The sequence below is a fragment of the Kitasatospora sp. NPDC051914 genome, assembly GCF_040680995.1.
GTDB lineage: Bacteria > Actinomycetota > Actinomycetes > Streptomycetales > Streptomycetaceae > Kitasatospora.
Map to the genome: position 1 here is coordinate 43,742 of NZ_JBFAXX010000038.1, position 22,483 is coordinate 66,224.

20 protein-coding genes and 2 pseudogenes are annotated in these 22,483 nt (G+C 73.6%); 16 read left to right on the plus strand and 6 right to left on the minus strand.

What is annotated here, in order from left to right; all coding sequences use genetic code 11:
• Positions 1 to 116: 116 nt before the first annotated feature.
• A pseudogene (locus AB0M03_RS24360) lies at positions 117 to 269 on the plus strand (CBS domain-containing protein); the annotation flags it as partial.
• A 113-nt stretch (positions 270 to 382) separates the two neighbouring features.
• On the opposite strand, the gene AB0M03_RS24365 reads toward AB0M03_RS24360, so the two are convergent.
• Together AB0M03_RS24365 and AB0M03_RS24370 are read right to left on the minus strand one after the other, a co-directional pair.
• Positions 383 to 1,144: a CBS domain-containing protein gene (locus AB0M03_RS24365; RefSeq protein ID WP_363494226.1), complete on the minus strand. Its 762-nt coding sequence runs from the start codon at positions 1,142 to 1,144 to the stop codon at positions 383 to 385.
• A 381-nt stretch (positions 1,145 to 1,525) separates the two neighbouring features.
• A complete protein-coding gene (locus tag AB0M03_RS24370; RefSeq protein WP_363494228.1) occupies positions 1,526 to 2,176 on the minus strand; it encodes a TetR/AcrR family transcriptional regulator in 651 nt (216 codons plus the stop codon).
• 110 nt (positions 2,177 to 2,286) lie between these two features.
• Here AB0M03_RS24370 and AB0M03_RS24375 point away from each other — a divergent pair, with 110 nt between their 5' ends.
• The 5 genes from AB0M03_RS24375 (at position 2,287) to AB0M03_RS24395 (ending at position 5,133) form a co-directional block, all read left to right on the plus strand.
• Positions 2,287 to 2,985, plus strand: a complete 699-nt coding sequence (locus AB0M03_RS24375; RefSeq protein ID WP_363494230.1) for an NAD(P)-binding domain-containing protein — start codon at positions 2,287 to 2,289, stop codon at positions 2,983 to 2,985.
• A gap of 127 nt (positions 2,986 to 3,112) precedes the next feature.
• Positions 3,113 to 3,412 (plus strand): Dabb family protein, encoded by a 300-nt coding sequence (locus AB0M03_RS24380; protein WP_363494232.1) that lies wholly within the window; start codon positions 3,113 to 3,115, stop codon positions 3,410 to 3,412.
• Positions 3,413 to 3,425: 13 nt separating this feature from the next.
• Entirely contained in the window at positions 3,426 to 4,319 is an 894-nt protein-coding gene (locus tag AB0M03_RS24385) for an LLM class F420-dependent oxidoreductase (protein ID WP_363494233.1), read from the plus strand.
• A 47-nt stretch (positions 4,320 to 4,366) separates the two neighbouring features.
• On the plus strand, positions 4,367 to 4,894 hold the full coding sequence (locus AB0M03_RS24390) for an NAD(P)H-dependent oxidoreductase (RefSeq protein ID WP_363494235.1): 528 nt from the start codon (positions 4,367 to 4,369) through the stop codon (positions 4,892 to 4,894).
• Positions 4,895 to 4,992: 98 nt separating this feature from the next.
• On the plus strand, positions 4,993 to 5,133 hold the full coding sequence (locus AB0M03_RS24395; RefSeq protein WP_363494237.1) for a hypothetical protein: 141 nt from the start codon (positions 4,993 to 4,995) through the stop codon (positions 5,131 to 5,133).
• Between the two features lie 90 nt (positions 5,134 to 5,223).
• Here AB0M03_RS24395 and AB0M03_RS24400 read toward each other — a convergent pair whose 3' ends face one another.
• Together AB0M03_RS24400 and AB0M03_RS24405 are read right to left on the minus strand one after the other, a co-directional pair.
• On the minus strand, positions 5,224 to 5,811 hold the full coding sequence (locus AB0M03_RS24400) for a TetR/AcrR family transcriptional regulator (RefSeq protein WP_363494239.1): 588 nt from the start codon (positions 5,809 to 5,811) through the stop codon (positions 5,224 to 5,226).
• A gap of 92 nt (positions 5,812 to 5,903) precedes the next feature.
• Positions 5,904 to 6,122 (minus strand): annotated as a pseudogene (locus AB0M03_RS24405) (TetR-like C-terminal domain-containing protein); the annotation flags it as partial.
• A gap of 623 nt (positions 6,123 to 6,745) precedes the next feature.
• On the opposite strand from AB0M03_RS24405, the gene acsA reads away from it, so the two are divergent.
• From acsA to AB0M03_RS24435, 6 genes are all read left to right on the plus strand, one after another.
• Positions 6,746 to 8,524, plus strand: coding sequence for an acetate--CoA ligase (gene acsA / locus AB0M03_RS24410; protein ID WP_363494241.1), 1,779 nt, complete (start codon positions 6,746 to 6,748; stop codon positions 8,522 to 8,524).
• Positions 8,521 to 9,540: a pyruvate dehydrogenase (acetyl-transferring) E1 component subunit alpha gene (gene pdhA / locus AB0M03_RS24415; RefSeq protein ID WP_363494243.1), complete on the plus strand. Its 1,020-nt coding sequence runs from the start codon at positions 8,521 to 8,523 to the stop codon at positions 9,538 to 9,540. The genes acsA and pdhA overlap by 4 nt, the downstream gene beginning before the upstream one ends.
• Positions 9,537 to 10,532 (plus strand): alpha-ketoacid dehydrogenase subunit beta, encoded by a 996-nt coding sequence (locus AB0M03_RS24420; RefSeq protein ID WP_363494245.1) that lies wholly within the window; start codon positions 9,537 to 9,539, stop codon positions 10,530 to 10,532. Before pdhA ends, AB0M03_RS24420 begins: the two co-directional genes overlap by 4 nt.
• 1 nt (position 10,533) lies before the next feature.
• Positions 10,534 to 11,931: a 2-oxo acid dehydrogenase subunit E2 gene (locus AB0M03_RS24425; protein ID WP_363494247.1), complete on the plus strand. Its 1,398-nt coding sequence runs from the start codon at positions 10,534 to 10,536 to the stop codon at positions 11,929 to 11,931.
• Complete coding sequence (locus AB0M03_RS24430; RefSeq protein ID WP_363494249.1) at positions 11,928 to 12,170, plus strand: phosphopantetheine-binding protein; 243 nt, start codon at positions 11,928 to 11,930, stop codon at positions 12,168 to 12,170. Before AB0M03_RS24425 ends, AB0M03_RS24430 begins: the two co-directional genes overlap by 4 nt.
• A gap of 576 nt (positions 12,171 to 12,746) precedes the next feature.
• Positions 12,747 to 15,500 (plus strand): GNAT family N-acetyltransferase, encoded by a 2,754-nt coding sequence (locus AB0M03_RS24435; RefSeq protein WP_363494251.1) that lies wholly within the window; start codon positions 12,747 to 12,749, stop codon positions 15,498 to 15,500.
• Positions 15,501 to 15,708: 208 nt separating this feature from the next.
• Here the strand turns inward: AB0M03_RS24435 and AB0M03_RS24440 are convergent, their stop codons facing one another.
• Positions 15,709 to 18,654, minus strand: a complete 2,946-nt coding sequence (locus AB0M03_RS24440) for a cation-transporting P-type ATPase (RefSeq protein ID WP_363494253.1) — start codon at positions 18,652 to 18,654, stop codon at positions 15,709 to 15,711.
• A 1-nt stretch (position 18,655) separates the two neighbouring features.
• Positions 18,656 to 19,534 (minus strand): universal stress protein, encoded by an 879-nt coding sequence (locus tag AB0M03_RS24445; RefSeq protein WP_363494255.1) that lies wholly within the window; start codon positions 19,532 to 19,534, stop codon positions 18,656 to 18,658.
• Positions 19,535 to 19,964: 430 nt separating this feature from the next.
• Here AB0M03_RS24445 and AB0M03_RS24450 point away from each other — a divergent pair, with 430 nt between their 5' ends.
• The 4 genes from AB0M03_RS24450 to AB0M03_RS24465 are packed head-to-tail and all read left to right on the plus strand — an operon-like array spanning position 19,965 to position 22,425.
• Positions 19,965 to 20,585, plus strand: coding sequence for an OsmC family protein (locus AB0M03_RS24450; protein ID WP_363494257.1), 621 nt, complete (start codon positions 19,965 to 19,967; stop codon positions 20,583 to 20,585).
• Positions 20,564 to 21,016, plus strand: a complete 453-nt coding sequence (locus AB0M03_RS24455) for a CBS domain-containing protein (RefSeq protein ID WP_363494259.1) — start codon at positions 20,564 to 20,566, stop codon at positions 21,014 to 21,016. The genes AB0M03_RS24450 and AB0M03_RS24455 overlap by 22 nt, the downstream gene beginning before the upstream one ends.
• Positions 21,013 to 21,615: a CBS domain-containing protein gene (locus AB0M03_RS24460; protein WP_363494261.1), complete on the plus strand. Its 603-nt coding sequence runs from the start codon at positions 21,013 to 21,015 to the stop codon at positions 21,613 to 21,615. The genes AB0M03_RS24455 and AB0M03_RS24460 overlap by 4 nt, the downstream gene beginning before the upstream one ends.
• Before the next feature lie 21 nt (positions 21,616 to 21,636).
• The gene (locus AB0M03_RS24465; RefSeq protein ID WP_363494263.1) at positions 21,637 to 22,425 is read left to right on the plus strand and encodes a universal stress protein; all 789 of its coding nucleotides are present in this window, start codon (positions 21,637 to 21,639) and stop codon (positions 22,423 to 22,425) included.
• Positions 22,426 to 22,483 lie beyond the last annotated feature (58 nt).

Consider the following 22,483-nt stretch of genomic DNA (forward strand, 5'->3'; position numbering starts at 1 on the left):
GGCTTCCGCCACGCGCACCCGGCTGCCGATGCGCACGATCCCCGGGCAGCCCGGTATGCGCGCCCCGGAGCCGCCGACAGGTCCGGGAAAGACGCCGATGGTGTGCCACCGCCCCCGCCCGGACCATGGCTCGCGGCCACTTCAAACGCCTCCCGGTGGTCGACGCCGAGGACTGTCTGATCGGCATCGTCGGCCGCAGCGACCTGCTGAAGATCCACCTGCGCACCGACGAGGACCTCGCCGACCAGGTGAGGTTCGAACTCGTCATCCCACGAGAACGGCCGTCAAGGGCCTCATCGACGGCCTGATCGGCGAGATCGACGCCAAGACCAGGGGCAGAAGAGCTGACATCCTCATGAGCGACAACCAGAACGAGGCCCGGTCAGGGGTGTTCAGTCGTGCGGGCCGGGTCGGGAGCGGTGGTCGCGCGACCCGGTGGTTGGCTGACGTCCGGCGCCGGGGGCCGGGTGAGGTCGATCAGGGTGTCGTCGGTGGCGTAGACGAGGTTCTGGCGGACGTCGACCACGCCGTCGACTGCGCGGCACAGTCCCTCGACGATCGGGATGAGGCTCTTGCGCTCGACCCTCCCGGACAGCGTGACCACGCCGCCATGGACGGTCAGGTTGACGGCCCGGAGGGCGCTGGCGGGCTGCGGCAGCGTCTTCTCCAGCACCTCGTGGACGATCTCGGCGCCGATCTCCCGGTCGTCGCGCAGGAAAGGTTGCAGCAGGTCGCATCGACTCACGATGCCGATGAGAATGTCCTCCGCCCCGATCACCGGAAGCCGCTTGAGTTTCCTGCGATCCATGACCTTGGCCGCCTCGGCGATGTTCCAGTCGGAGCGTGCGGTCACCACCGGGGTGGTCATCAGCCCGTCCGCCGTCATGGCCTGCGCGCGCGTGTGCTCGCGGCGCCGAAGTCGGCGCAGGACCGCCGGGTGGTCCTCGGTGTCCCACAGGACGGCCTCCTTGCGGATCAGGTCGGCCTCCGAGACGATCCCGAGCACGTGCCTGCGCTCGTCCACGATCGGGACGGCGGTGATGTCGTTGCGGTGGAACAGTTCAAGGATCTCCTTGAAGGTGCTCTCCGGCTGTGCGACGACGACATCGTGCGTCATCACGTCGTGAACGGTGCGCCGGCTCATGGTCCAGCTCCTTCCCGATCACCCCTCGCCTCGGTGGCGGGTGCGTGCCGCCCAGTTACTACCGTGCACCCGGGTGGGGCCGCTCTCAAGGTCAGCAGGTTCGGGCGGCCGCCGGGCGGCGAGGTCGTGGCGTGGGGCGGGATCGCCAGTTCAGCTCGTCGGCCACCTCCTCCTCGTCGTGGGTGCGGTACCTCCACAGCCCGCGAGGAACGGAACGATCGAGCTGCCGGCGAGTTCAACGTGGGGCCGTCGGCAGTCCGCCGTGCAGCGCCCGGCCGTGCTTGACCGTGATGGTTGGAGACAACGGCGCCGACGCGTTCGTCGCCTACAGTCAGGCCGACCAGAACTACGGCACCCACCTGCTGCGGACGCTGTTCCTGCTCATCCCCGTCCTGTACGTGAACCGGGAGATGATGCTGCGTGCCGCGGGACCCGAGGTGCCGGCTCTGTGTCTCGTAGCAGGGCGGCCACGACGCGGTCGGCCCAGCCCGGATCACCGGTGCGACCGGCGAGGTAGTCGGCGTAGAAGGCGCCCAGCAGCGCGGAGGCAAGTGACTCGGCGTCCGGGTGAGCGGCCACGGTACCCCCGGCGCGGGCCTGGTCGAGAACCTGTACGAGGCCGGCGTGGCGGGGAAGCACCGCGTGTTCACGCAGCAGTTCCAGCAGTTCGGGAGTGTGCTTCTCCTCGGCGAGGCAGGTGCCGATCAGGGCCATGCCGCCGGTGCGGGTGAGGGCGGCGGCGAAGTCGGACAGCTGGGCGGCGAGGTCGGCGCGCACGTCGCCCGTGGTGTGCGGAGTGGAGCACGGACGCAGGGTCGCGAGAGCGGCGGCGGCCAGTTCGGTCTTGGTCTTCCAGCGCAGGTGGATGGTGGCCTTGCTCACCCCGGCGGCCCGGGCGACGTTGTCCAGCGTCATCCGGGTGAAGCCCTGCTGGGTCAGCAGGGTGAGTGCCGCGGCGAGGATCGCGGCTTCCTTGCCCGGGCAGCGCGGCCGACCGGCGGTGCCGCGGCAGCCCTTCCGTGTCGTCTCCATGCCGCCAGCATAGCTTCTTGCAATACCGAACGACTCGGTTTAGATTCAAAACGGCGCCAGCCACCGGACAGCCCGGCGGAGGCGTCCGCACCTCCTGGAAGGACCCCCTCATGCGTTACGCAGTTCTCGGCACCGGCACGGTCGGCCGGACCATCGCCGCCAAGCTCGCCTCCCTCGGCCACGAGGTCACCATCGGCACCCGCGACCCGGAGGCCACCCTCGCCCGGACCGAAACCGATGCCATGGGCACGGCGCCGTTCGCCCACTGGCACCGGGCCAACCCCGGAGTCCTCCTGGCCGCCTACTCCGACGCCACCGTTGCCGCCGACGCCGTCGTCAACGCCGCCTCCGGCGCCGGAGCCCTGGACGCACTGGCCCTCGCCGGCGCCGACAACCTCGCCGGCAAGCTGCTGCTGGACATCGCCAACCCGCTCGACTTCTCGCAGGGCATGCCCCCGTCGCTGAACCCGGTCAACACCGACAGCCTCGGTGAGCAGATCCAGCGCGCCTTCCCCGAGGCCAAGGTCGTCAAGACGCTCAACACCATGAACGCCCAGATCATGGTCGACCCGGCCAAGGTCCCCGGCGAGCACAACGTCTTCGTCTCAGGCAACGACGCCGACGCCAAGAAGGCCGCCACCGAACTCCTGGTCTCCTTCGGCTGGCCCGCTGCCGACGTCCTGGACCTCGGCGACATCACCACCGCCCGCGGCACCGAGATGCTGCTGCCGATCTGGCTGCGCCTGTGGGGCGCGCTCGGCCACGCCGACTTCAACTTCCACATCGCCGGCGCCCGCACCGGCGCCTGACCGCGGACCCGGGCCGTCGGCCGGCGGGAGCCCCGCCCACAGCACCCCGCAGCCCCACCTCCAGCAGGTGGGCCGCACGGCGGCGCGGCCCACCACTCCACCCGGCCACCCGGAAAGGACCGGTCCGATGAGTGGCAAGATCCTGCACAGCATCACGTTCACCTGGAAGGCGTCGGTGACTCCCGACGACATCGCCCGCCTCAGCGCACTGCTGGACGAACTCAGAGGCGCAATCGCGGGTGCGGAGCGCTTCGACTTCGGCAGCGGCCTCGGCCTGGCCCCGAACGCCAGGGACTTCGGGTTGGTGATCGTCTTCGACGACGAACCCGCGTTCCGCGCCTACGTAGCCCACCCCGCGCACGGCGAAGCGGCGGGCCTGGCCCGAGCGATGGCCGAGGACCTGGCCACCGTCCAGCTCGCTCTGTGAAAGGACGCCCCCGGTGAAGACCGGCATCCACCTCGTTTCGTACGACGTACCCGGCGGCACCCCGGCCATCGCGCCGGTGCTCGCCGAGACCGCGGCCCTCGCCGAGGAGGGCGGCATCGCCACGCTCTCGCTGATGGACCACTACTTGCAGATCGGCGGCATGGGCCTCGGCGAGATCGACGCGCCGATGCTGGAGGGCTACACCACCCTCGGCTACCTCGCCGCCTGCACCAGCTCCGTCCGGCTCCAACTGCTGGTCACCGGCACGACCTACCGCCACCCCGGCCTGCTCGCCAAGATCGTCTCAACCCTGGACGTCCTCTCCGGCGGCCGGGCCGCCCTCGGACTCGGAGCGGCCTGGTACGAACGCGAGCACCACGCCCTGGGCGTGCCGTTCCCGCCGCTCGCGGAACGTTTCGAGCGACTGGAGCAGACCCTGCAGATCGTCCGCCGGATGTGGAGCGACGACAACGGCCCCTACGAAGGCCGCCACTACCGGCTTGCGGAGACGATCAACTCTCCCCAGCCCCTGCGCACACCCCGTCCACCCGTCATGATCGGCGGAGGCGGAGAGAAGAAGACCCTGCGCCTGGTCGCCAAGTACGCCGACGCCTGGAACCTCCCCGTCCGGCCGGGCGAGGGCGTCGAAACCTTCCGCACCAAGCTCGGGGTGCTGCACGACCACTGCGAGCGCGAGGGCCGCGACCCCGCCGACATCGCGACCACCGTCATGTACGTCGGCGCCCCGCCCTCCGACACCGTCTCCACCGGGACCTTCCTCCGGGAGATGGAGGCCTACGCCGCGATGGGCGTGCAAGAGGTCCACCTCATGCCGTTCGGACCCGACCCCCGCCCCGTCGTCTCCCACCTCGGCGAACGGGTCGTCCCGCTCCTGGCATCCCTGTGAAAGCCCCCGAGCATTCACCCCGCCCGCACACCGGAGAACCGCACCGCATGCCCGCCCCGCGCACCCTGGTCGTCGTCGCCCACCCCGACCTGGCCTCCTCCCGCGTCACCGCCCGCCTCGCCGACGCGATTCGCGACCTGCACCACGTCACCGTCCACGACATCGCCGCCGCCTACCCCGACGGCCGCATCGACGTCGCCCGCGAGCAACAGCTGCTGCGCGAACACGAAGTGATCGTCTGGCAGTTCCCCTGGCACTGGTACTCCGTCCCCGCCGTCCTCAAGTCCTGGATCGACCAGGTCCTGGAATTCGGCTTCGCCTACGGCCCGGGTGGTACCGCCCTGCACGGCAAGACCCTCCGGCTCGCCACCTCCACCGGCGGCCCCGCCCACTCCTACCGCCCCGACGGCCACAACCGCTTCACCATCGCCGAGTTGCTGCACCCGATCGAGGCCACGGCGCACCTCACCGGAATGAACCTGATCGCGCCCTTGGTCCTCTTCGGCGCCCGGACGGCCTCCGACGAGGACCTCGCCCTGCACGCCAAGCAGTACCGCGCCCTGCTCACCCCCTGAACCTGCCACGCCACCGCCTCCGCCCCCGAAAGGCGCACACTCGATGAACGGCCCCATGACCGGCCGCCACCTCGGTGTACCTCGCCGCCTCGCCGGAGGTGGCCGACACCACCGGCTGCTACTTCGCCGACAGCAGGCCCAGACGCTCCGGCAAACACTCGTACGACACCGCTCTCGCGGCCCGTCTGTGGCAGGTCAGCGCCGAACTCACTGCCGACACCCCCGCGGCTGCCCCCTGACACGACCCGCAGTGCGGCCTGCTCCTGCTGGCCCGCCTGCCTTGAGCGCGCGCCGACCGACTTCTGACCCGGCGCCGCGCCGAGCGCCGGTCAGGGCGTCGGGGGACGCAGCCCGGCCAGGGTCAGCTCGACCGCCTCCTCGGCCCAGTCCGTACGGTCGGTGCGGCCGGCCATGTAGTCCGCGTAGAACGGGCCGAGCAGTGCCGAGACCGCGACCTCCAGGTCGGCGTCGGGGCGGATCTCGCCGCGCTCGCGGGCCTGCTCCAGCACGCCGCGCAGCAAGGCGCGGCGCGGCAGCACGGTCCGCTCGCGCAGCATCGCCAGCAGCTCGGGAGTGTGGGTCTCCTCGGCCAGGCAGGTGCCGATCAACGCCATCCCGCGCACCTGCCGTACGGTGGCGGCGAAGTCCTCCAGCACGGCCACCAGGTCCGCCCGGGTGTCACCGGTGGTCGGCGGTGCCTCGGCCATCCGGACCGACTCGAGGGCGGCGGTGACCAGGTTCCCCTTGCTCTTCCACCGCAGATGGATCGTCGACTTGCTCACCCCGGCCGCCGCGGCCACCTGGTCCAGCGTCATCCGCACGAAACCCTGTGACGCCAGCAGCTCGAGCGCCGCCCGCAGGATCGCCGCGTCCTTCTCCGCAGACCGCGGACGTCCCGCGCTCTTCACCTCGCCCATCCCCGCAGGATAGCCAATCCCGTCCCGAACCGTTCGGTAACGGTATACGGGTACCGGCGACGGGGCGCGGCCGGCGTCCGGCGGCGTCGCGATCACCCGGCAGGCACCTGCGCTCCGGGCCCCCGCAGACCGTGGAGCAGGTGGTCGACGTGCCGGCCGACCAGTGCGGGATCGAGCGGGGCGTGTCCGACCAGGAGCCGGTACCAGAACGGCCCGAAGAACAGGTCCACGGCGTAGTCGAGGTCGAGATCGGCCCGCAGTTCGCCGCGCCCGCGGGCGCGGGTCGGGATGACGGCGACGACGACAGCGCGGCGGCTCTCGACCCCAGCAGACCCTGCTCTGTACGTACCTGTCGGCCGTGTTGCTGGTCGGCCTGTTGCTCAACGCCATCCTCGGCTGGTCCTGGGCCCACCCGATCGCCGCCCTGGTCATCGCCGCGATCGCGGTTAAGGAGGGGCGCGATGCCTGGCAGGGCAAGGGCTGTTGCGCGGCCCCGCCGTCGGCGCCGGGTCGGATGCCTGCGGCTGCCGCCCCGGCTGCGACTGGCGCAACTGACCCCAGACGCCAAGAGGGCCCGGCGCTGCCAGGACCCGGCCGTGGCCGCCGTACACGCCTCCCGATCGAGCCCTACCCCCACCTCCACACCCGACTTCTGCAGTGTGCGGAGCCCCAACCGCGTCGTTCTCCGCCAGCCGCAATCGCTCGTCCCGGACTCCCCGCTGACGCTGCCGGGACCCGACGCCGATCGGCCGAGCCCTTGAGGCCGCCACATCCGGGCGGGCGAGACGGACGCCGCCGCGGCGGTGCCCGACAGTCCCGGGCACCGATTCCGCCGCGCGACGGCCTCCTGTTCATCGCAGGATGGAGGGGCGGGCCCGGAGTGTGCGATCGGCCGTCCGGGCCGGCAGGCAGACCCCGGTCAGGAGGAGTCGCCGTGCATGCTGACGGCCCGGAACGAGTGCCGGGCGTACCGGTTGCCGAGAGCCGACAGGCTCGTGTCGAGTACTGGCGCCGAGCCCGGGACCGGCTCGACGGTCTGCCCGGGGGGAGGGGGCTCAATATCGGGTACGAGGCCGTCGACCGCCACGTCGCCGCCGGCCTGGGCGGCAAGGCCGCGCTCCGCTGCATCGCCGTCGACGGCACCGTCGCCGATGTCACCTACGGCGAACTCGCCCGGCTCAGCAACCGCTTCGCCGGCGGCCTGCAGGCCCTCGGCGTCGGCCGGGGCGAGCGGGTGGCCTCGCTGCTGCACCGCTGTCCCGAGCTGTACGCGTCGGTGCTCGGCACGCTGAAGAACGTTTCGGTGTTCTGCCCCCTGTTCCCGGCCTTCGGACCGGTTCCGGTCGAGGAACGGCTGCGGCTGGGCGACGTGCGGGTGCTGGTCACCACGGAGGACCTCTACCGCCGCAAGGTGGCCGGCGGCCGCGAGCACCTGCCGCGGCTGGAACACGTCCTGATCGTCGGGCCGACCTCCGGGGCGTTCCCCGAGACCCTGCCGTTCGACGCGCTGACGGCCGGCGCGGCCGACGACTTCACCGTCCCGGACACCGACCCGCAGGACATGGCGCTGCTCCACTTCACCAGCGGCACCACCGGCACCCCCAAGGGCGCGGTCCACGTCCACGAGGCGGTGGTCGCCCACCATGCCACGGCCGCGCTCGCCCTCGACCTCCGCCCGGACGACGTGTTCTGGTGCACGGCCGACCCGGGGTGGGTCACCGGCATGTCCTACGGGATCATCGCCCCGCTCACCCACGGGGTCACCGCCGTCGTCGACGCCGGGGAGTACGAGGCCCGGCGCTGGTACGGCATCCTCGCCCGGGAACGGGTGAACGTCTGGTACACCGCACCCACGGCGATCCGGATGCTGATGCGGGTGTCGCCGCGCGGTGCCCCGCCCGAACTGCCGCGCTCCTTCGACCTGTCGGCGCTGCGGTTCATCGCCAGCGTCGGCGAGCCGCTCAACCCTGAAGCTGTCCGCTGGGGGGAGGAGATCCTCGGCATGCCGATCCACGACAACTGGTGGCAGACCGAGACCGGCTGCATCATGATCGCCAACGTCGCGGGCGGCGAGGTGCGGCCCGGGTCCATGGGACGACCGCTCCCGGGCGTCGAAGCGGGAGTCCTGGAACGCGGGCCGGACGGCCGGGCGGCCGTCGTCGACGGGCGCGTGACCGTCCTGGAGGAGCCGGGGGCGGAGGGCGAGCTGGCGCTGCGCCCCGGCTGGCCGTCGATGTTCCGCGGCTACCTGAACGCCGACGACCGCTACCGGGCCTGCTTCGCCGACGGCTGGTACCTCACCGGTGACGTGGCACGGCGGGACGCCGACGGCTACTTCTGGTTCGTCGGGCGGGCCGACGACGTCATCAAGTCCGCCGGGCACCTCATCGGGCCCTTCGAGGTCGAGAGCACGCTGATGGAACACCCGGCCGTGGCCGAGGCCGGAGTGATCGGGCGCCCCGACCCCGTCGCAGGGGAGGTCGTCAAGGCCTTCGTCTCGCTCAAGCCGGGATTCGAGCCGGGGGCCCCGCTCGTCCGCGACATCACGGCATTCGCCCGGAGGCGGCTCGGCCCCGCCATCGCCCCGCGCGAGATCGCCTTCGACCAGCACCTGCCCAAGACCCGCAGCGGAAAGGTGATGCGACGGCTCCTGCGGGCCCGTGAACTCGGTCTCCCGGAGGGCGACCTCTCCACCTTGGAGGAGACACGATGACGGCCCGCAAGCGTGCACATGCCCGTCGCTCCGCGGAGCAGGCCGGCAGCCGGACGGAGCACCGGCAGGATCTGCTGCGCGAGATGGTGCGGATCCGCCGATTCGAAGAGCTCTGCGTGCAGCTCTACAGCGCCGGGGAGATCCGCGGCTTCGTCCACCTGTGCATCGGCGAGGAGGCCGTCTCCGCCGGCGTCCTCGGCGCGCTGACGCCGGACGACGCCGTGGTGACCACCTACCGAGAGCACGGCCACGCCCTGGCGCGCGGCATCCCGGCCGAGGCCGTCCTCGCCGAGATGCTCGGCCGGGTCACCGGATGCAGCCGTGGCCGGGGCGGATCGATGCACCTCTTCGACACCGACCGGCGCTTCTACGGCGGCCACGGCATCGTCGCCGGCGGCCTGCCCGTGGCGGCCGGCCTGGCCCTCGCCGACAGGCTCCGCGGCAACGGGCAACTGGCCTGCTGCCTCTTCGGCGACGGCGCCTTCGCCGAGGGCGAGTTCCACGAGACCGCCAACCTGGCCGCCCTGTGGGAACTGCCCCTGCTGCTCGTCTGCGAGAACAACCTCTACGCCATGGGCACCCCGCTGACCAGGGAACACGCCCAGATCGACCTCGCGGCCCGCGCCGCCTCCTACGGCATGGTCGCCTGGGCCGTGGACGGCATGGACGTACTCGCCGTCGAGCGGGCGACACGCCGTGCGGCCGAACTCGTCCGCGAGGGCCACGGCCCCTGCTTCCTCGAACTGCGCACCTACCGCTTCCGCGCCCACTCCATGTACGACCCCGACCTCTACCGCGACAAGGCCGAGGTCGAACGCTGGAAGCAACGCGACCCGATCACCGCACTCGTCCGCCGGATGCAGACCGAGGACGGCTTCGGCGAGGATGCCCTCGCACTCCTGGAGAAGGACGTCGCCGGAGAACTCGACCGGGCCCTGGAAAAGGCCCGCCAGGGCGGCCCGGAGCCGGTGGAGGACCTCCTGCGCTTCGTGCACAGCCCGCAGGAGGCCTCATGACGCCGGCCGGGACCGCTGCCACGAGCGTCACCTACCGCGAGGCGCTCCGCGAGGCCATGCGCGAGGCGCTGGCCGCCGACGACCGGGTCTTCCTCATGGGCGAGGACGTCGGACGCTACGGCGGTGCCTTCGGTGTGAGCCTGGGCCTGCTCGACGAGTTCGGACCGGACCGCATCCGGGACACACCGCTGTCGGAGTCCGCCTTCGTCGGTGCGGGCATCGGCGCCGCCATCGCGGGGATGCGCCCGATCGTCGAGATCATGACCGTCAACTTCAGCCTGCTGGCGCTGGACCAGATCCTCAACAACGCCGCCACGCTGCTCCACATGTCCGGAGGCCAGGTGGCCGTGCCCCTGGTGATCCGCATGACCACCGGCGCCGGCCGCCAACTCGCCGCCCAGCACTCGCACAGCCTGGAGGGCTGGTACGCCCACATCCCCGGCATCCGCGTCCTGGCACCCGCCACGGTCGCCGACGCCCGGCACATGCTGGCACCGGCGCTGGCGGACCCGGATCCCGTGGTGATCTTCGAACACGGCTCGCTCTACAACGCCTCCGGCTCCCAGGACCCGGACGGCGGACCGACGGACCTGGCCACCGCAGCCGTCCGACGCCCCGGCACGGCCGTCAGCCTCATCACCTACGGCGGTTCGCTCGGCAAGGTGTCGGAAGCCGCGGAACGGCTCGGCGAGGACGGCATCGACGCCGAGGTCGTCGACCTGCGCACGCTCCGGCCGCTGGACGATGCCACGGTCGTCGGCTCGGTGCGGCGGACGCACCGTGCCGTGGTCGTGGACGAAGGCTGGCGCACCGGCGGCCTGTCCGCCGAGATCGCCGCCCGGATCACCGAGCAGGCCTTCTACGACCTGGATGCGCCGGTGGAGCGGGTCTGCGGGGCCGAGGTGCCGGTGCCCTATGCCCGGCAGCTGGAGGAAGCGGCGCTGCCCCAGGTCGCGGACGTCGTTGCGGCGGCCCGGCGGACGGTCGGCTGACATGGCCGAGTTCACCATGCCCTCCCTCGGCGCCGACATGACCGAGGGCACCCTGCTGGAGTGGCTCGTCCGTCCCGGGGACAGGGTCGACCGCGGTGACATCGTGGCCGTGGTGGACACCGCCAAGGCCGCCATCGAAGTGGAGTGCTTCGAGACCGGAACCGTCGAGGAACTCCTGGTCGAGCCGGGGGCCGTGGTACCGGTCGGAGCCCCGCTGGCCGTCATCGCGCCGGACGCAGGCGCGCCGGACGCAGGCGCGCCGGCCGGGGTACCGTCCGCCGGGGCGGGAGAGCAGCAGGCGGAGCAGCACGACCGTCCGATCGCCACCCCGCTGGTCCGACGACTTGCCGAGGCGGGCGGCGTGGACCTGGCAGCCGTCCACGGCACCGGGCCCGGCGGGCGGATCACCAAGGCGGACGTGGAGTCCGCACCGCACGTGTCCGCCGGATCCGAGCACCCGGCAGAACCGGCGGCCGCCGGTCCGGCGCGAGCCCGTCCCGGCGGTCACGCACGGTCGGAGCCGGGCCCGCCCGCCGCGGCCGAAGGGTCCGGTGCGCGCATCCGGGCGACGCCGATGGCCCGGCGGATCGCCGGCGAGGCGGGGCTGGATCTGGCCCTGGTGCGGGGGAGCGGTGCCGACGGGGCCGTCCGCGCGGCCGACGTCCGCGCCGCGCTGCACCCTGCGGAGACGGAGGAGCCGCAGGCGGTCGCCGAGCCACCGCGGACGGCCGGCGCGCGGGCCGAGGCGATGCGACAGGCCGTCGGTGCCCTGATGGACCGGTCCAAGCGGGAGATCCCCCACTACTACCTGTCGACCACGGTCGACCTCGCGGCGGCCATGCGCTGGCTACGCGAACGGAACCGGCAACTGCCGGTCCCCGACAGGCTGGTGCCGGCTGCCCTGATGCTCAAGGCCGCAGCCGTGGCCGCCCGGGAGGTACCGCAGCTCAACGGCTGGTGGACCGACGGCTTCACCCCTGCACCCGCCGTCCATCTCGGCGTCGCCGTCGCGCTGCGCGGCGGCGGTCTGATCGCTCCCGCGATCCACGATGCCGCCGATCTGCCGCTGCCCGAACTCATGGCGCACCTGCGCGACCTGGTTGCACGGGCCCGGGCCGGGCGGCTGCGCGGATCCGAGACGACCGACCCCTCGATCACCGTGACCAGTCTCGGCGACCAGGGGGTCGAGGCGGTGTTCGGAGTGATCTATCCGCCCCAGGTCGCCCTGGTGGGTCTGGGCAAGGTCGTCGAGCGCCCCTGGGCCTCGGACGGCATGCTCGGTGTCCGGCCCGTGGTCACGGCCACACTGTCGGCCGACCACCGGGCCAGTGACGGGGCCACCGGTGCCCGGTACCTGTCGGCCCTCGACCGGCTGCTCCAGAGACCGGAGGAACTGTGAACCAGGACCAGGCCGAGGAACTCGTCAAGGAAGTCCTCCTCGAGATCGTCCCCGATGCGGATCTCACCTCCACGGACGCGCAGACCGACTTCAGACGGGAACTCGAACTCGACTCGATGGACTTCCTGACGCTGGTGGAACGGCTGTCCGTCCGCGCGGGCTGCCGGATCGACGAGGACGACTACCCGCGCATGGCCACACTGGCCGGGAGCGCGGCCCTGCTGGCCGAACGCACCTGATCGCAGGCGGGCGCCCCTCAGCCGGCGAAGGTGTGGAGGATGCCGCCACGGCCGACCGGCACCGTCCGGTCCTGCTCGTGGTGCTCGAAGTGGTGCAGTCGGGTGTCCGGGCCGGGGCACCGACACCCGGGCAGCCACGCTGTGTGGCTGCCCGTTACCGGCATCCGGTCGTCAGTCCCCCGTGGTGATCTCGATGGTGCGGGCGTGTGCCTCGGTCGCCTCGGCACCGGCAGGCAGCTCACCTGGGCGTTCGGTGCGGCCTCGTGGACACACCCTCGGCGGTCTGTCGGGATGTTGCCGCACACACTGCGGCATACGGTCGGTTCCCGTATGGTCGGGTCGCCTCGCTGAGGCCTGATCACATTTCTCCATGCTCGGCCCGGGCGCGCGTCGTCCGGGAGGGCCGATCGGACCTGATGCGGCGGGCCCTGCGGGCCTCGTGCCGGGGTGCATCCCGCCCCGTCGACCGGACGCCGGGGCCGGTCGGCCCTGGCGAACCCCCCTGCGGACGAGGAACGTGGAGCGGGAGGCCCGGAGCCGTCAGGCATGCCACGGGGCCGGACCGAGGGAGTCGCCATGTCCGTCACCGAGCCGCCGGTGTCCGCGGTCGAGGCCCTGCTGACCGACGGGACGACCGTCCTCGTCAGGCCCGTCGAGGCGGGGGACCGCGCCGCCGTCCTGGAGCTCCACGTGCACGGGATGTCCGAGGAGAGCCGCCGGATGCGGTTCTTCGGGGCGAGCCACCGGGCACCCGAACTGGCGGCCGACCGGCTGTGCGGCCCCGGCCGGGCCGACGTGCTGGCCCTCGGTGCCTGGGCGGACGGCGAGCTGGTGGGGGAGGCGGACTGCCAGGCGACCGCGGAGAGCGGCGAGGTCGCCGAGCTGGCCATGGCGGTCGCCGACGCCTGGCACCACCGCGGGGTCGGCACCCTGCTCGTGGAGCACCTCGCCCATGCCGCCCGCAAGCGCGGCATCCGCGAGTTCGCTGCCGACACGCTGGCCGGCAACCGGGCCGTCCACAAGGTCTTCTCGGACCTCGGGCTGCCGGTCCACCGGCACCTCGACCACGGCGAGATCCGGGTACGTGTCCCGCTCGACGAGGACGACGAGGGTTACCTCCGTGCCGTCGACGAGCGCGGCAGGACGGCCGACCTGGCCAGCCTGGCCGCGCTGCTGCGCCCGCGGGCGGTCGCGGTCGTGGGCGCGTCCCGCCGGACCGGATCGGTGGGACGCACGGTGCTGCTGAAGATCCGTCGGGGCGGCTTCACCGGCCCGGTGTGGGCCGTGAACCCGCACGCCGGGGTGATCGCCGGCGAGCCCGCGTACCCGGGCATCGCCGAGCTGCCCGGGGTACCGGACCTCGCCGTACTGGCCGTTCCCCCAGCGGCGGTGCCGGGCGCGGCCGAGGAGTGCGGACGGACCGGTACGAAAGCGCTCGTGGTGCTCACCTCCGGCCTGGACGCGACACAGGCACGGCAGCTGATGCACAGCTGCCGGCGCCACAGCATGCGCCTGGTGGGACCCAACAGCGTCGGCATCGCCCAGACCGACCCCGCGATCCGGCTGGACGCGGAATTCGGCGGGGCCTTCCCGCTGCCCGGCACGGCCGGTGTCGCCGTGCAGTCCGGGGGAGTCGGCATCGCCCTGCTGCAACGCCTCGCCTGGCTGGGCATCGGCGTCTCCAGCTTCGTCTCCCTCGGGGACAAGTACGACGTCAGCGGCAACGACCTGCTGCAGTGGTGGGAGAGCGACGGCCGGACCGACCTGGCCCTGCTGCACCTCGAGTCCTTCGGCAGTCCGCGCGCCTTCGCCAGGACGGCGCGGCGCGTCACACGGACCCTCCCGGTGCTCACCGTCGACGCCGGCCGCTCCGACGCCGGCCGGCGCGGCGCCGCCTCGCACACCGCCGCAGCCGCGACGCCGACCGTCACCCGGGAGACGCTCTTCCGCCGGGCGGGGATCACCGCGGCGCACAGCATCGCCGAACTCGTGGAGACCGCGGCCCTGTTCCACACCCAGCCGCTGCCCGACGGGCGCGGACGCGTGGCAGTGGTCTCCAATGCGGGAGGTATCGGCATCCTCGCCGCGGACGCCTGCGCCGCGGCCGGACTCGAACTGCCGCCGCTGCCCGCGGAAACGGTCGCGGAGCTGCGCGAGCTGCTGCCGGCCGGGGCGGGGACGGCCAACCCGGTCGACACGACCGCAGCCGCCGGCCCGGCCGAGCTGAGGGCCTGCCTCGACGTACTCGCGCGGGCCGACACCGTCGACGCGCTGGTGGTCTGCCTCGTGCCGACCGCCCTCGTCCAGGACGACGCCGACCGGCCGCTCCGCGCATTGCTGGACGGCCCGGGCCGTCGGCGTCTGCCGGTCGCGGCCGTCCTGCTGGACCAGGAGGTGCCCGTCCAGTACCGGACCTGCGCGGACGGCGGACGGCTGCCGTCCTATGCCGACCCGGCGGCCGCCGCGCGGGCCCTCGCCCATGCCCGGGACCGGGCGAGGTGGCTGGCCGAACCGTTCTCCGCCCCGGCCGCTCCGCCGACCGCCGACGCCGACCGTGCCCGCCGCCTGGTCGACGCGTTCCTCGACGCCCACCCCGACGGAGGGTGGCTCGACCCGGAGACCACCGCGGACCTGCTCGACTGCTACCGGCTCCCGCTCACCACCTCGATCCTGGTGCGGAGCGAGGACGAGGCGGAGCTCGCTGCACGTGGGCTGTGCCCACTCGGCCACGAGGGCCGCATCGCGGCCAAGGCCTACTGGCCGGGCCAGGTGCACAAGAGCGCCGAAGGCGCCGTCCGCCTCGGCGTGGGCAGCGCGACCCAGGCGCAGGAGTGCTACCGGGATTTCCGCGACCGCTTCGGTGGCCGGATGACAGGCGTGCTGTTCCAGCCCATGGCCCCGCCCGGGGTGGAACTGCTGGTCGGCGCGGTGCAGGACGAGGTGTTCGGGCCGCTGGTCCTGCTCGGCCTCGGCGGGACGGCGACCGACGTCCTGGGCGACCGCACCACCCGGTTCGCCCCGCTGACCGAACGCGACCTGGAGACCATGCCTGCAGAACTCAGGGCGGCCCCACTGATCCTCGGCCGCCCGGGTTCGCCGGGGACGGACCTCACGGGCCTGCGCCGGGCGCTCACCGGAGTCTCCGGGATGGCCTGCGACCTGCCCCAGCTCGTCGAGGTGGACCTCAACCCGCTGATCGTACGACCCGATGGCGTCGTCTGCGTCGACGCCCGCATCCGGGTCGAGCCCCGGCCCTCCTACGACCCCTACCTCCGGCGGCTGCGCCGTCCGGCCCTGGCCGGAGAGGCGGGCGGCCGTGAGCCTCAGTAGGGCAGCCGACGGCCCGACGGTGTGCGCAGGTCGAGCGGCGGGAGCTGACGGGTCTGGCCGACGGGACGCCTGGCGATCCTGATGCGGGGCACGTCTGCCACCTCCTCGGCCGGGCCTCCGGCGGGTGCCGGTGCCTCCACCATCCGCCCGGCCGCCCTCCGGCTCCCTGGGCCCCGGGCCGGTGGGCCGGACGGCCCACAGTCGCGGGTCAGCCGGGGCGGTGTGTGCCGGGAGGGCGCCCGTGCCCCGCGGCGACCCGCTGGGCGTGCGCCACGATCTCGGCCGCCGCGTGCTCCCCGACGCCCAGGGCGTGGATCAACCGGTGGGCGCTCCACCCGTGCCGGGCGAGCAGCACCGGCAGCGGATGGTGGCCGCTCTCCTCGCCCACCGGGACGGCGGGTGCCGGCGGTACGGCTGCCGGGGCAGCCGCCGCGCCCGCCCTGCGGCGGACGCCGGCCCTGCGGAGCTCGTCCGCACCCCAGACCAGCAGGGGGAAGGGGAGCAGCACGGCCAGCTGCGCCGGGCTGAGGGCGGCCGTGCCGAACAGGCCGTGCAGCGCGGGGACGTAGACGACCGCGGCGGCGAACGCCAGGGAGAAGGCGATCCCGCCCAGCAGTTGGTGGTTGCTGAACACGCCGATCGACCGCAGCGAGGCGCGCTCGGTCCGGGCGGCGAAGGCGGTGCCGATCTGGCAGGCCACGATGCCCAGCCAGGCGACGGTGGTGGCCTGCTGGTACAGGTGGTGGAGAGGGCTGCCGGGGCCGGTGGGATCGCCCGGATGCCAGCCGCCCGCGGTCAGGGTGAGGAAGTAGTCGCCCATGACGAGCGCAGCGGAGATCAGGCCGAGGAATCCCCAGGCCCGGGCCAGCATGGCGGGCCGGATCACCTTCTCCTGGCGCGGCCGCGGCGGTCGGTCCATCAGTCCCGGCTCGGCGCGCTCCCGGCCGAGGGCGAGTGCGGGCAGGGTGTCGGTGCCGAGGTCGACCGCCAGGATCTGCATCACCGTCAGCGGAAGCGGGACGGCACCTCCGGCCAGGGCGAAGACGAGGAAGGGGACGACCTCGGGCACCGCGTGCGTGAAGATGTAGACGATGAACTTGCGGATGTTGTCGTAGGTGCGGCGCCCTTCCTCGACCGCCGCCACGATGGTGGCGAAGTTGTCGTCGGTGAGCACCATGGTGGCCGATTCGCGGGCGACCTCGGTGCCGGAGCGGCCCATGGCGACGCCGATGTCGGCGCGGCGCAGCGCGGGGGCGTCGTTGACCCCGTCCCCGGTCATGGCCACGGTGTTGCCCTCTGCCCGCAGGGCGTCGGCGATCCGCAGCTTGGCCTCGGGCGAGGTCCGGGCGAACACCACTTCCTCGCCGCGGGCGAGCAGTGCGTCCAGCCGGTCGTCGCCCAGGGAGTCCAGTTCGGTGCCGGTGACGATCCGCATGCCGCGGTGGCCGATGCCGACCTGCTCGGCGACGGCTGCGGCGGTGAGCCCGTTGTCGCCGGTGACCACGTGCACCGTGATGCCGGCGCGGTGGGCCCTGGCGATGGCGTCGGCGACCTCCGGCCGGGGCGGGTCCGCCATGGCGACCAGGCCGAGCAGGCACAGGTTCTGCTCCGCTTCCTCGCGGCGCCGCGGTGGGGGGAGCCCGGGGCCGAGGGGCCTCACCGCCACCGCCAGCACCCGCAGGCCGCGCGCCGCCAGCCGTCCGACCTCGTGCACCACGGCCGTTCGGTCCTCGGCGGTCAGCGGCCGTTCCGTGCCGCGGTCGCGCAGGCTCGCGGCACGGGCGAGGACTTCCTCCGGTGCCCCCTTGGTGCGCAGGACCGTGCCGTCGCCGTTCCGGTCGGCCGTGGTCATCAGCTTCAGCCGGGGGTCGAAGCGGAACAGCGCCAGCCGGCGGTCGTCGCGCGGCCCGGCCCGGCAGGGCACGCCGAAGGCGTCGGCGAGGTCGAGGAGCGCCAGCTCGGTCGGGTCGCCGTGTTCGGTGTCGGGGTCGGCGGTGGTGCAGGCCGCGGCCGCCTCGGCCAGGTCGCGGAGCCCGGTACCGGCGGTCGTGCCGTCCACCGGCGTTTCACCGGCCGGTGTCCACAGGGTGGTGACCCTCATCCGGTTCTCGGTCAGGGTGCCGGTCTTGTCGGTGCAGACCACGGTCGTGGAGCCGAGGGTCTCCACCGCGGACAGCCGTTTGACGACGGCGCCGCGCCGGGCGAGGTCCCGCACGCCGGAGGCGAGGGCGAGGGTGATGGTCGGCAGCAGGCCTTCGGGCACGTTGGCGACCAGCAGGCCGACGGCGAAGGTCACCGCCGCGGTCAGTGACAGCCCGGCGGCGAGGCCCATCGGCAGGAAGGCGAGCCCGACGCCCACCGCGATCACGGCGATCAGCCGGGCGACCCGTTTGACCTGGCGCTCCAGCGGGCTCTCCTCGCGGCGTGTGCGCTGGCTGAGCGCCGCGATGCGTCCCAGTTCGGTGTGCATGCCGGTGGAGGTCACCACCGCCACCGCCTGGCCGCCGGTGCAGGCCGAGCCGGAGAACACCAGGTCGCGCGCGTCCAGCAGCGGACCCGTGACGTCGGCCGTCTCCGCCGAGCGGAAGACCGGGACGGACTCGCCCGTCAGTGCCGAGAGGTCGACCTCCACGCCGCCCGAGATCAGCCTGGCGTCGGCGGACACCCGGTCGCCCTCCTCGACCACCAGGATGTCGCCCGGCACCAGCTCCGTCGCCGGGATCTCCCTGTGGACGCCGCCGCGGACCACCGTGGCCCGGTCCGGCAGGAAGTCGGCCAGGGCTTCGACCGCCTGCTCGGCCTGCCGTTCCTGCACGAAGGCGAGCAGGGCGTTCAGCACGATGACCGCGGCGATCGCCACCGCCAGCGCGGGGGCGCCGCTGACCAGGGCGAGCACTGCCGCCAGCGCGAGCAGGACGGCCAGCGGGTGGGTGAACTGCTGCACCAGCTCGCCGGGCCAGCGCCGTCCGCCCCGCCGGGTGAGGGCGTTCGGCCCGTGGACGGTCTGCCGTCGGCTCGCCTCCCGTTCGGCCAGACCGTCCGGTGACGTCCGCAGGTCGCGGAAGAGCAGGTTGACCGGCTCGCGCGGGTCCGGCCCGTCCGGCCCGGCGTCCTGCCGGGGCGGTCGGAGGGTACCGGTCTGCTCGCCGGACACGTCAGTGGCGGTGGTCGGCCGATGTCGGGACGATGACGACGGGGCAGCGCGCGTGGTGCAGCAGTCCGTGCGGGACGGAGCCGAGGCGCATGCCGGTGAACCCGCCGTGGCCGCGCCGGCCGACCACCACGGCCAGTGCGTGCGCGGACGCGGCCGCCAACTGCTCGACCGGGTGCCCGACGAGCACCTCGTGGGTCACCCGGACGTCCGGGTGGGTACCGACCTGCCCGGACGTGGCCTCGGACAGCTGCCGCCGGAGGGTCTGCACGGCGGTGCGCTCGTCGGCCGGCAGGACGGACGGGGGCTGCCAGGCCCACACGGCCTGCAGCTCGGCACCGCGCCGCGCCGCCAGGTCGAACGCGAAGTCCACGGCGGCCGCCGACGACCGGCTGCCGTCCACTCCCACGACCACGAAGGGCGGCTCCTGGGTCGAGTGCTCCGGCGCACCCACCACGACGACCGGGCAGTGCGCCTGGGCGCTCAGGGGGACGGTGACCGAGGACGCGCTCAGCCACTCCTCGGCGCGGCTCAGGCGCCGCGATCCGACGACGACCAGTTCGGCGTGCCGGGACTCCTCGCACAGGACCTGGTCCGTGACGCCCTCGACAATGTCGGTCGTGACCTCCAGGGACGGGTGGCGCTGCCTCGCCAGGAGGGCCGTCCGGTCGAGGACCGTGCCGCCCCTGCGGTGCTCCTCCTTCAGACTGCCGACCCATTCGGCGCTCGTGAATCCGTACGGCGGCGGCGACACGGCGTGGACCAGCCGGAGCGGCCGGGCGCGCCGGTGGGCCTCGTCCGCGGCCCAGGCCACGGCCGTCGGCGCGGGAGCGGGGGCGTCGACGCCCAGAACGATCGGACGGCGTGCGGCGGCGGATTGCACGGGTTCCTCCTCCCACGAGCGGGTCACTGCCTCGCTGTCACGCTACGGTCGGCCGCGGCCTGCCGGGGAGGGCCGACCGGCCCCGCCCGCCGGGGCCGGTGCGCACAACCCGCCCCCGGGCCGACGCCCCGTCCGCCGTCATCCGGTGCAGCAGTGGCTCGGTGCCGGGTGGGAGCGGCCTCCTTCCGGAGCACGAGCGTGTCGGAGAAGCCGGCCCACGGAAGACCTGTTCGGCGCCGGGAGCGGTCACCTCGCCGGCCGGGAGCTTCACCGGAAGGGGGGCGGAGGGCCGAACGGCCCTGCCCGCCGGTACCCACGGTCCCGCCGGGACGCGACCGGCCGACCCTGGCCGTCACGCGCCGGACGGGCTGTCCTGGGAGCAGGAGCCCGCGCCGTTGCGGGCGGCCCGGAGGAGCACGGAGAAACCGTCATGCCCACTCGGACCCACCTGATGGACGTCGCATCCGGCGGACCGGTCTCGGCACACGTCCGCGTGAACCCCGCCGACACCGGCTCGGTGCTGCTCGACCTCGGCGGAGCCGGACGGGCCGCCCTGACGTGTGCCGAGGCCAGGAATGTGGCCGCGGCCCTGCTCCGCGAGGCGGCCGCCGCAGAAGACCGGGACGGACCCCGGCACGCCGAGGCGGTCCACCTGCGCGGCGACCAGTACGCCGTCTCCGTCCGCGGCCACGTGCTCACCGTCGACCAGCCGGTGGCGGACGGCGGGGCCGACACGGCGCCGACACCGCTCGAACTGTTCACCGCATCCCTCGCCGGCTGCGTCGCCCACTACGCGGGCCGCTACCTGGCCCGGCACGGCATCGACCGCGAAGGGCTCCGGGTGACCGTCGACCACACCATGGCGACCGACCGGCCCGCGCGGATCGCCTCGGCCGACGTGTCCGTCTTCGCCCCCCGGCTGCCGGAGGAACGGACCGCCGGGCTGCTCGCCGTGGCGTCCCACTGCACGGTCCACAACACGCTGATCCGGCCGCCCGAGGTCACCATGGCCGTGAAGGAGGCCGGCACATGCGCGTCTCGGACCTCATGATCTCGCCCCCGATGACCGTCCCGCCCGACAGCACCGCCGCCGAGGCGGCCCGGCTGATGGCGGACCGGGCGATCGGCTGCGTCCTGGTGGCGGACGGCCAGACCCTGCTCGGCGTCCTCACCGACCGCGACCTCGTGGTCCGGGTCCTGGCCGACGGCGCGGACGCGGACACCTCCGTGTCGCGGCTGATGTCCGCCCCGCCGCTCACCGTCGACGCCGACGACGAACTCAACGCCGCCTACCGGACGTTCCGCCGCACCGGTGTGCGGCGGCTCCCCGTCCTGCGGGACGGCGTGCCGGTCGGTGTCATCACCGTGGACGACCTCTTCCTCGACGTCCTGCAGCACTTCACCGACCTGCTCGGCCCGGTCTCCCGCAGCACCCTGCACGAGGAGGCCGCCGTGCCGCCCCCCGAAAGGATCACGCCATGAACAGCACCTGGAACACGGTCGGCGACGTGATGACCCATGCGGTCGTCGCGGTGGGACGGGACGCGGGTTTCCGGGAGGTCGCCGAGACCCTGCGGCAGTGGCAGGTCAGCGCGGTACCGGTGCTGACCGGCGACGGGCGGGTGATCGGCGTGGTCTCCGAGGCCGACCTGCTGACCGCCCAGGACCGCGAGCCCGAGACCTACCAGGGGATGACCGCGGGCGCCATGATGACCGCGCCGGCGGTGACCGTCCACCCGGACAGCCCGATCGCCGAGGCCGGCCGGTCCATGGCACGGATGCACCTCAAGCGCCTGCCCGTCGTCGACGCCGAGGACTGCCTCGTGGGCATCGTCAGCCGGGGCGACCTGCTCAAGATCCACCTCCGCGACGACGAGGAACTCGCCGGCCAGGTCCGGTTCCAGCTGGTCGCCGCCCTCCGCCCGGCGGATGCCTCCGGGATCAACGTGCGGGCCGACGAAGGCCGGGTCACGCTGAGCGGAACGCTCCCCGACACGGCGACGGCCGCGCTGCTGGAACACCTGGTCAAAAGCGTGCCGGGTGTGGTCGACGCCGAAGTCCGGCTCGTCGTCCCGGCCTGAGCTGCCGGCGGGGTGAACGCCGTGGCGGCGCCCGTGATGGCGGTGATCGACGGCTCGCCCGCCGCGCCGGCCGTCGCCGACTGGGCCGCGGCCGAGGCCGGGCGCCGCGGTGTGCCGCTGTGCCTCGTCCACCCGCTGCCCCGGCCGATGGGCGCCGCGCCCGGTCTCCCGGGTGCCGGCGAGGTCCGCGGCCGGGCGCTCGGTCTGCTCGCCGAGACGGCGGCCCGCCTGCGCCTCGACCACCGGGGCCTGGACGTGCGGACCGCCGTCGTGGACGGGCCGGCGCCCCGCGGACTGCTCGCCGCCGCCCGCGGGGTCGGGCTCGTCGTACTCGGCACCCGGGGGCCGAGGCACCTCAGCCCCCGGTTCCTCGACGCGGTCGGGCCCGCCGTGGCAGGCCGGGCCGACTGCCCCACCGTCCTGCTGCACGACGGAGCGCCCGCCACCCCGACCAGGCGCGTCGTCGTCGGAGTCGATCCCGACCATCCCGCCCCGCAGGTCCTCGACTTCGCACGGGAGGGGGCCGAGTCCCGTGGGGCCGGACTCCGGATCGTCGCCGTCGAGCGGGAGGCCACCGAGCACACGCGACGGGTGCTGCAGCGGCTGACCGAGTCCCTGGCCGAACGCGGCCTCGTACCTCCGCGCGCAGTCGCGGAGATCCGCCTGGGCGCCCCGGCCGAGGAACTCGTCCGTACGGGCGAGGACTGCGACCTCCTCGTCGTCGGCCGCTCGGGCCACGGCCTCGGCCCGGTGGCCCGCGCGGTCGCCGGCCGCATCCGCGTCCCGGTCGCCGTCGTCCCGTACGGATGAGCCCGACCGGCCGGTGCGGCAGGGGGACGCACAGAATCGGGAACAGACAAAGCACACG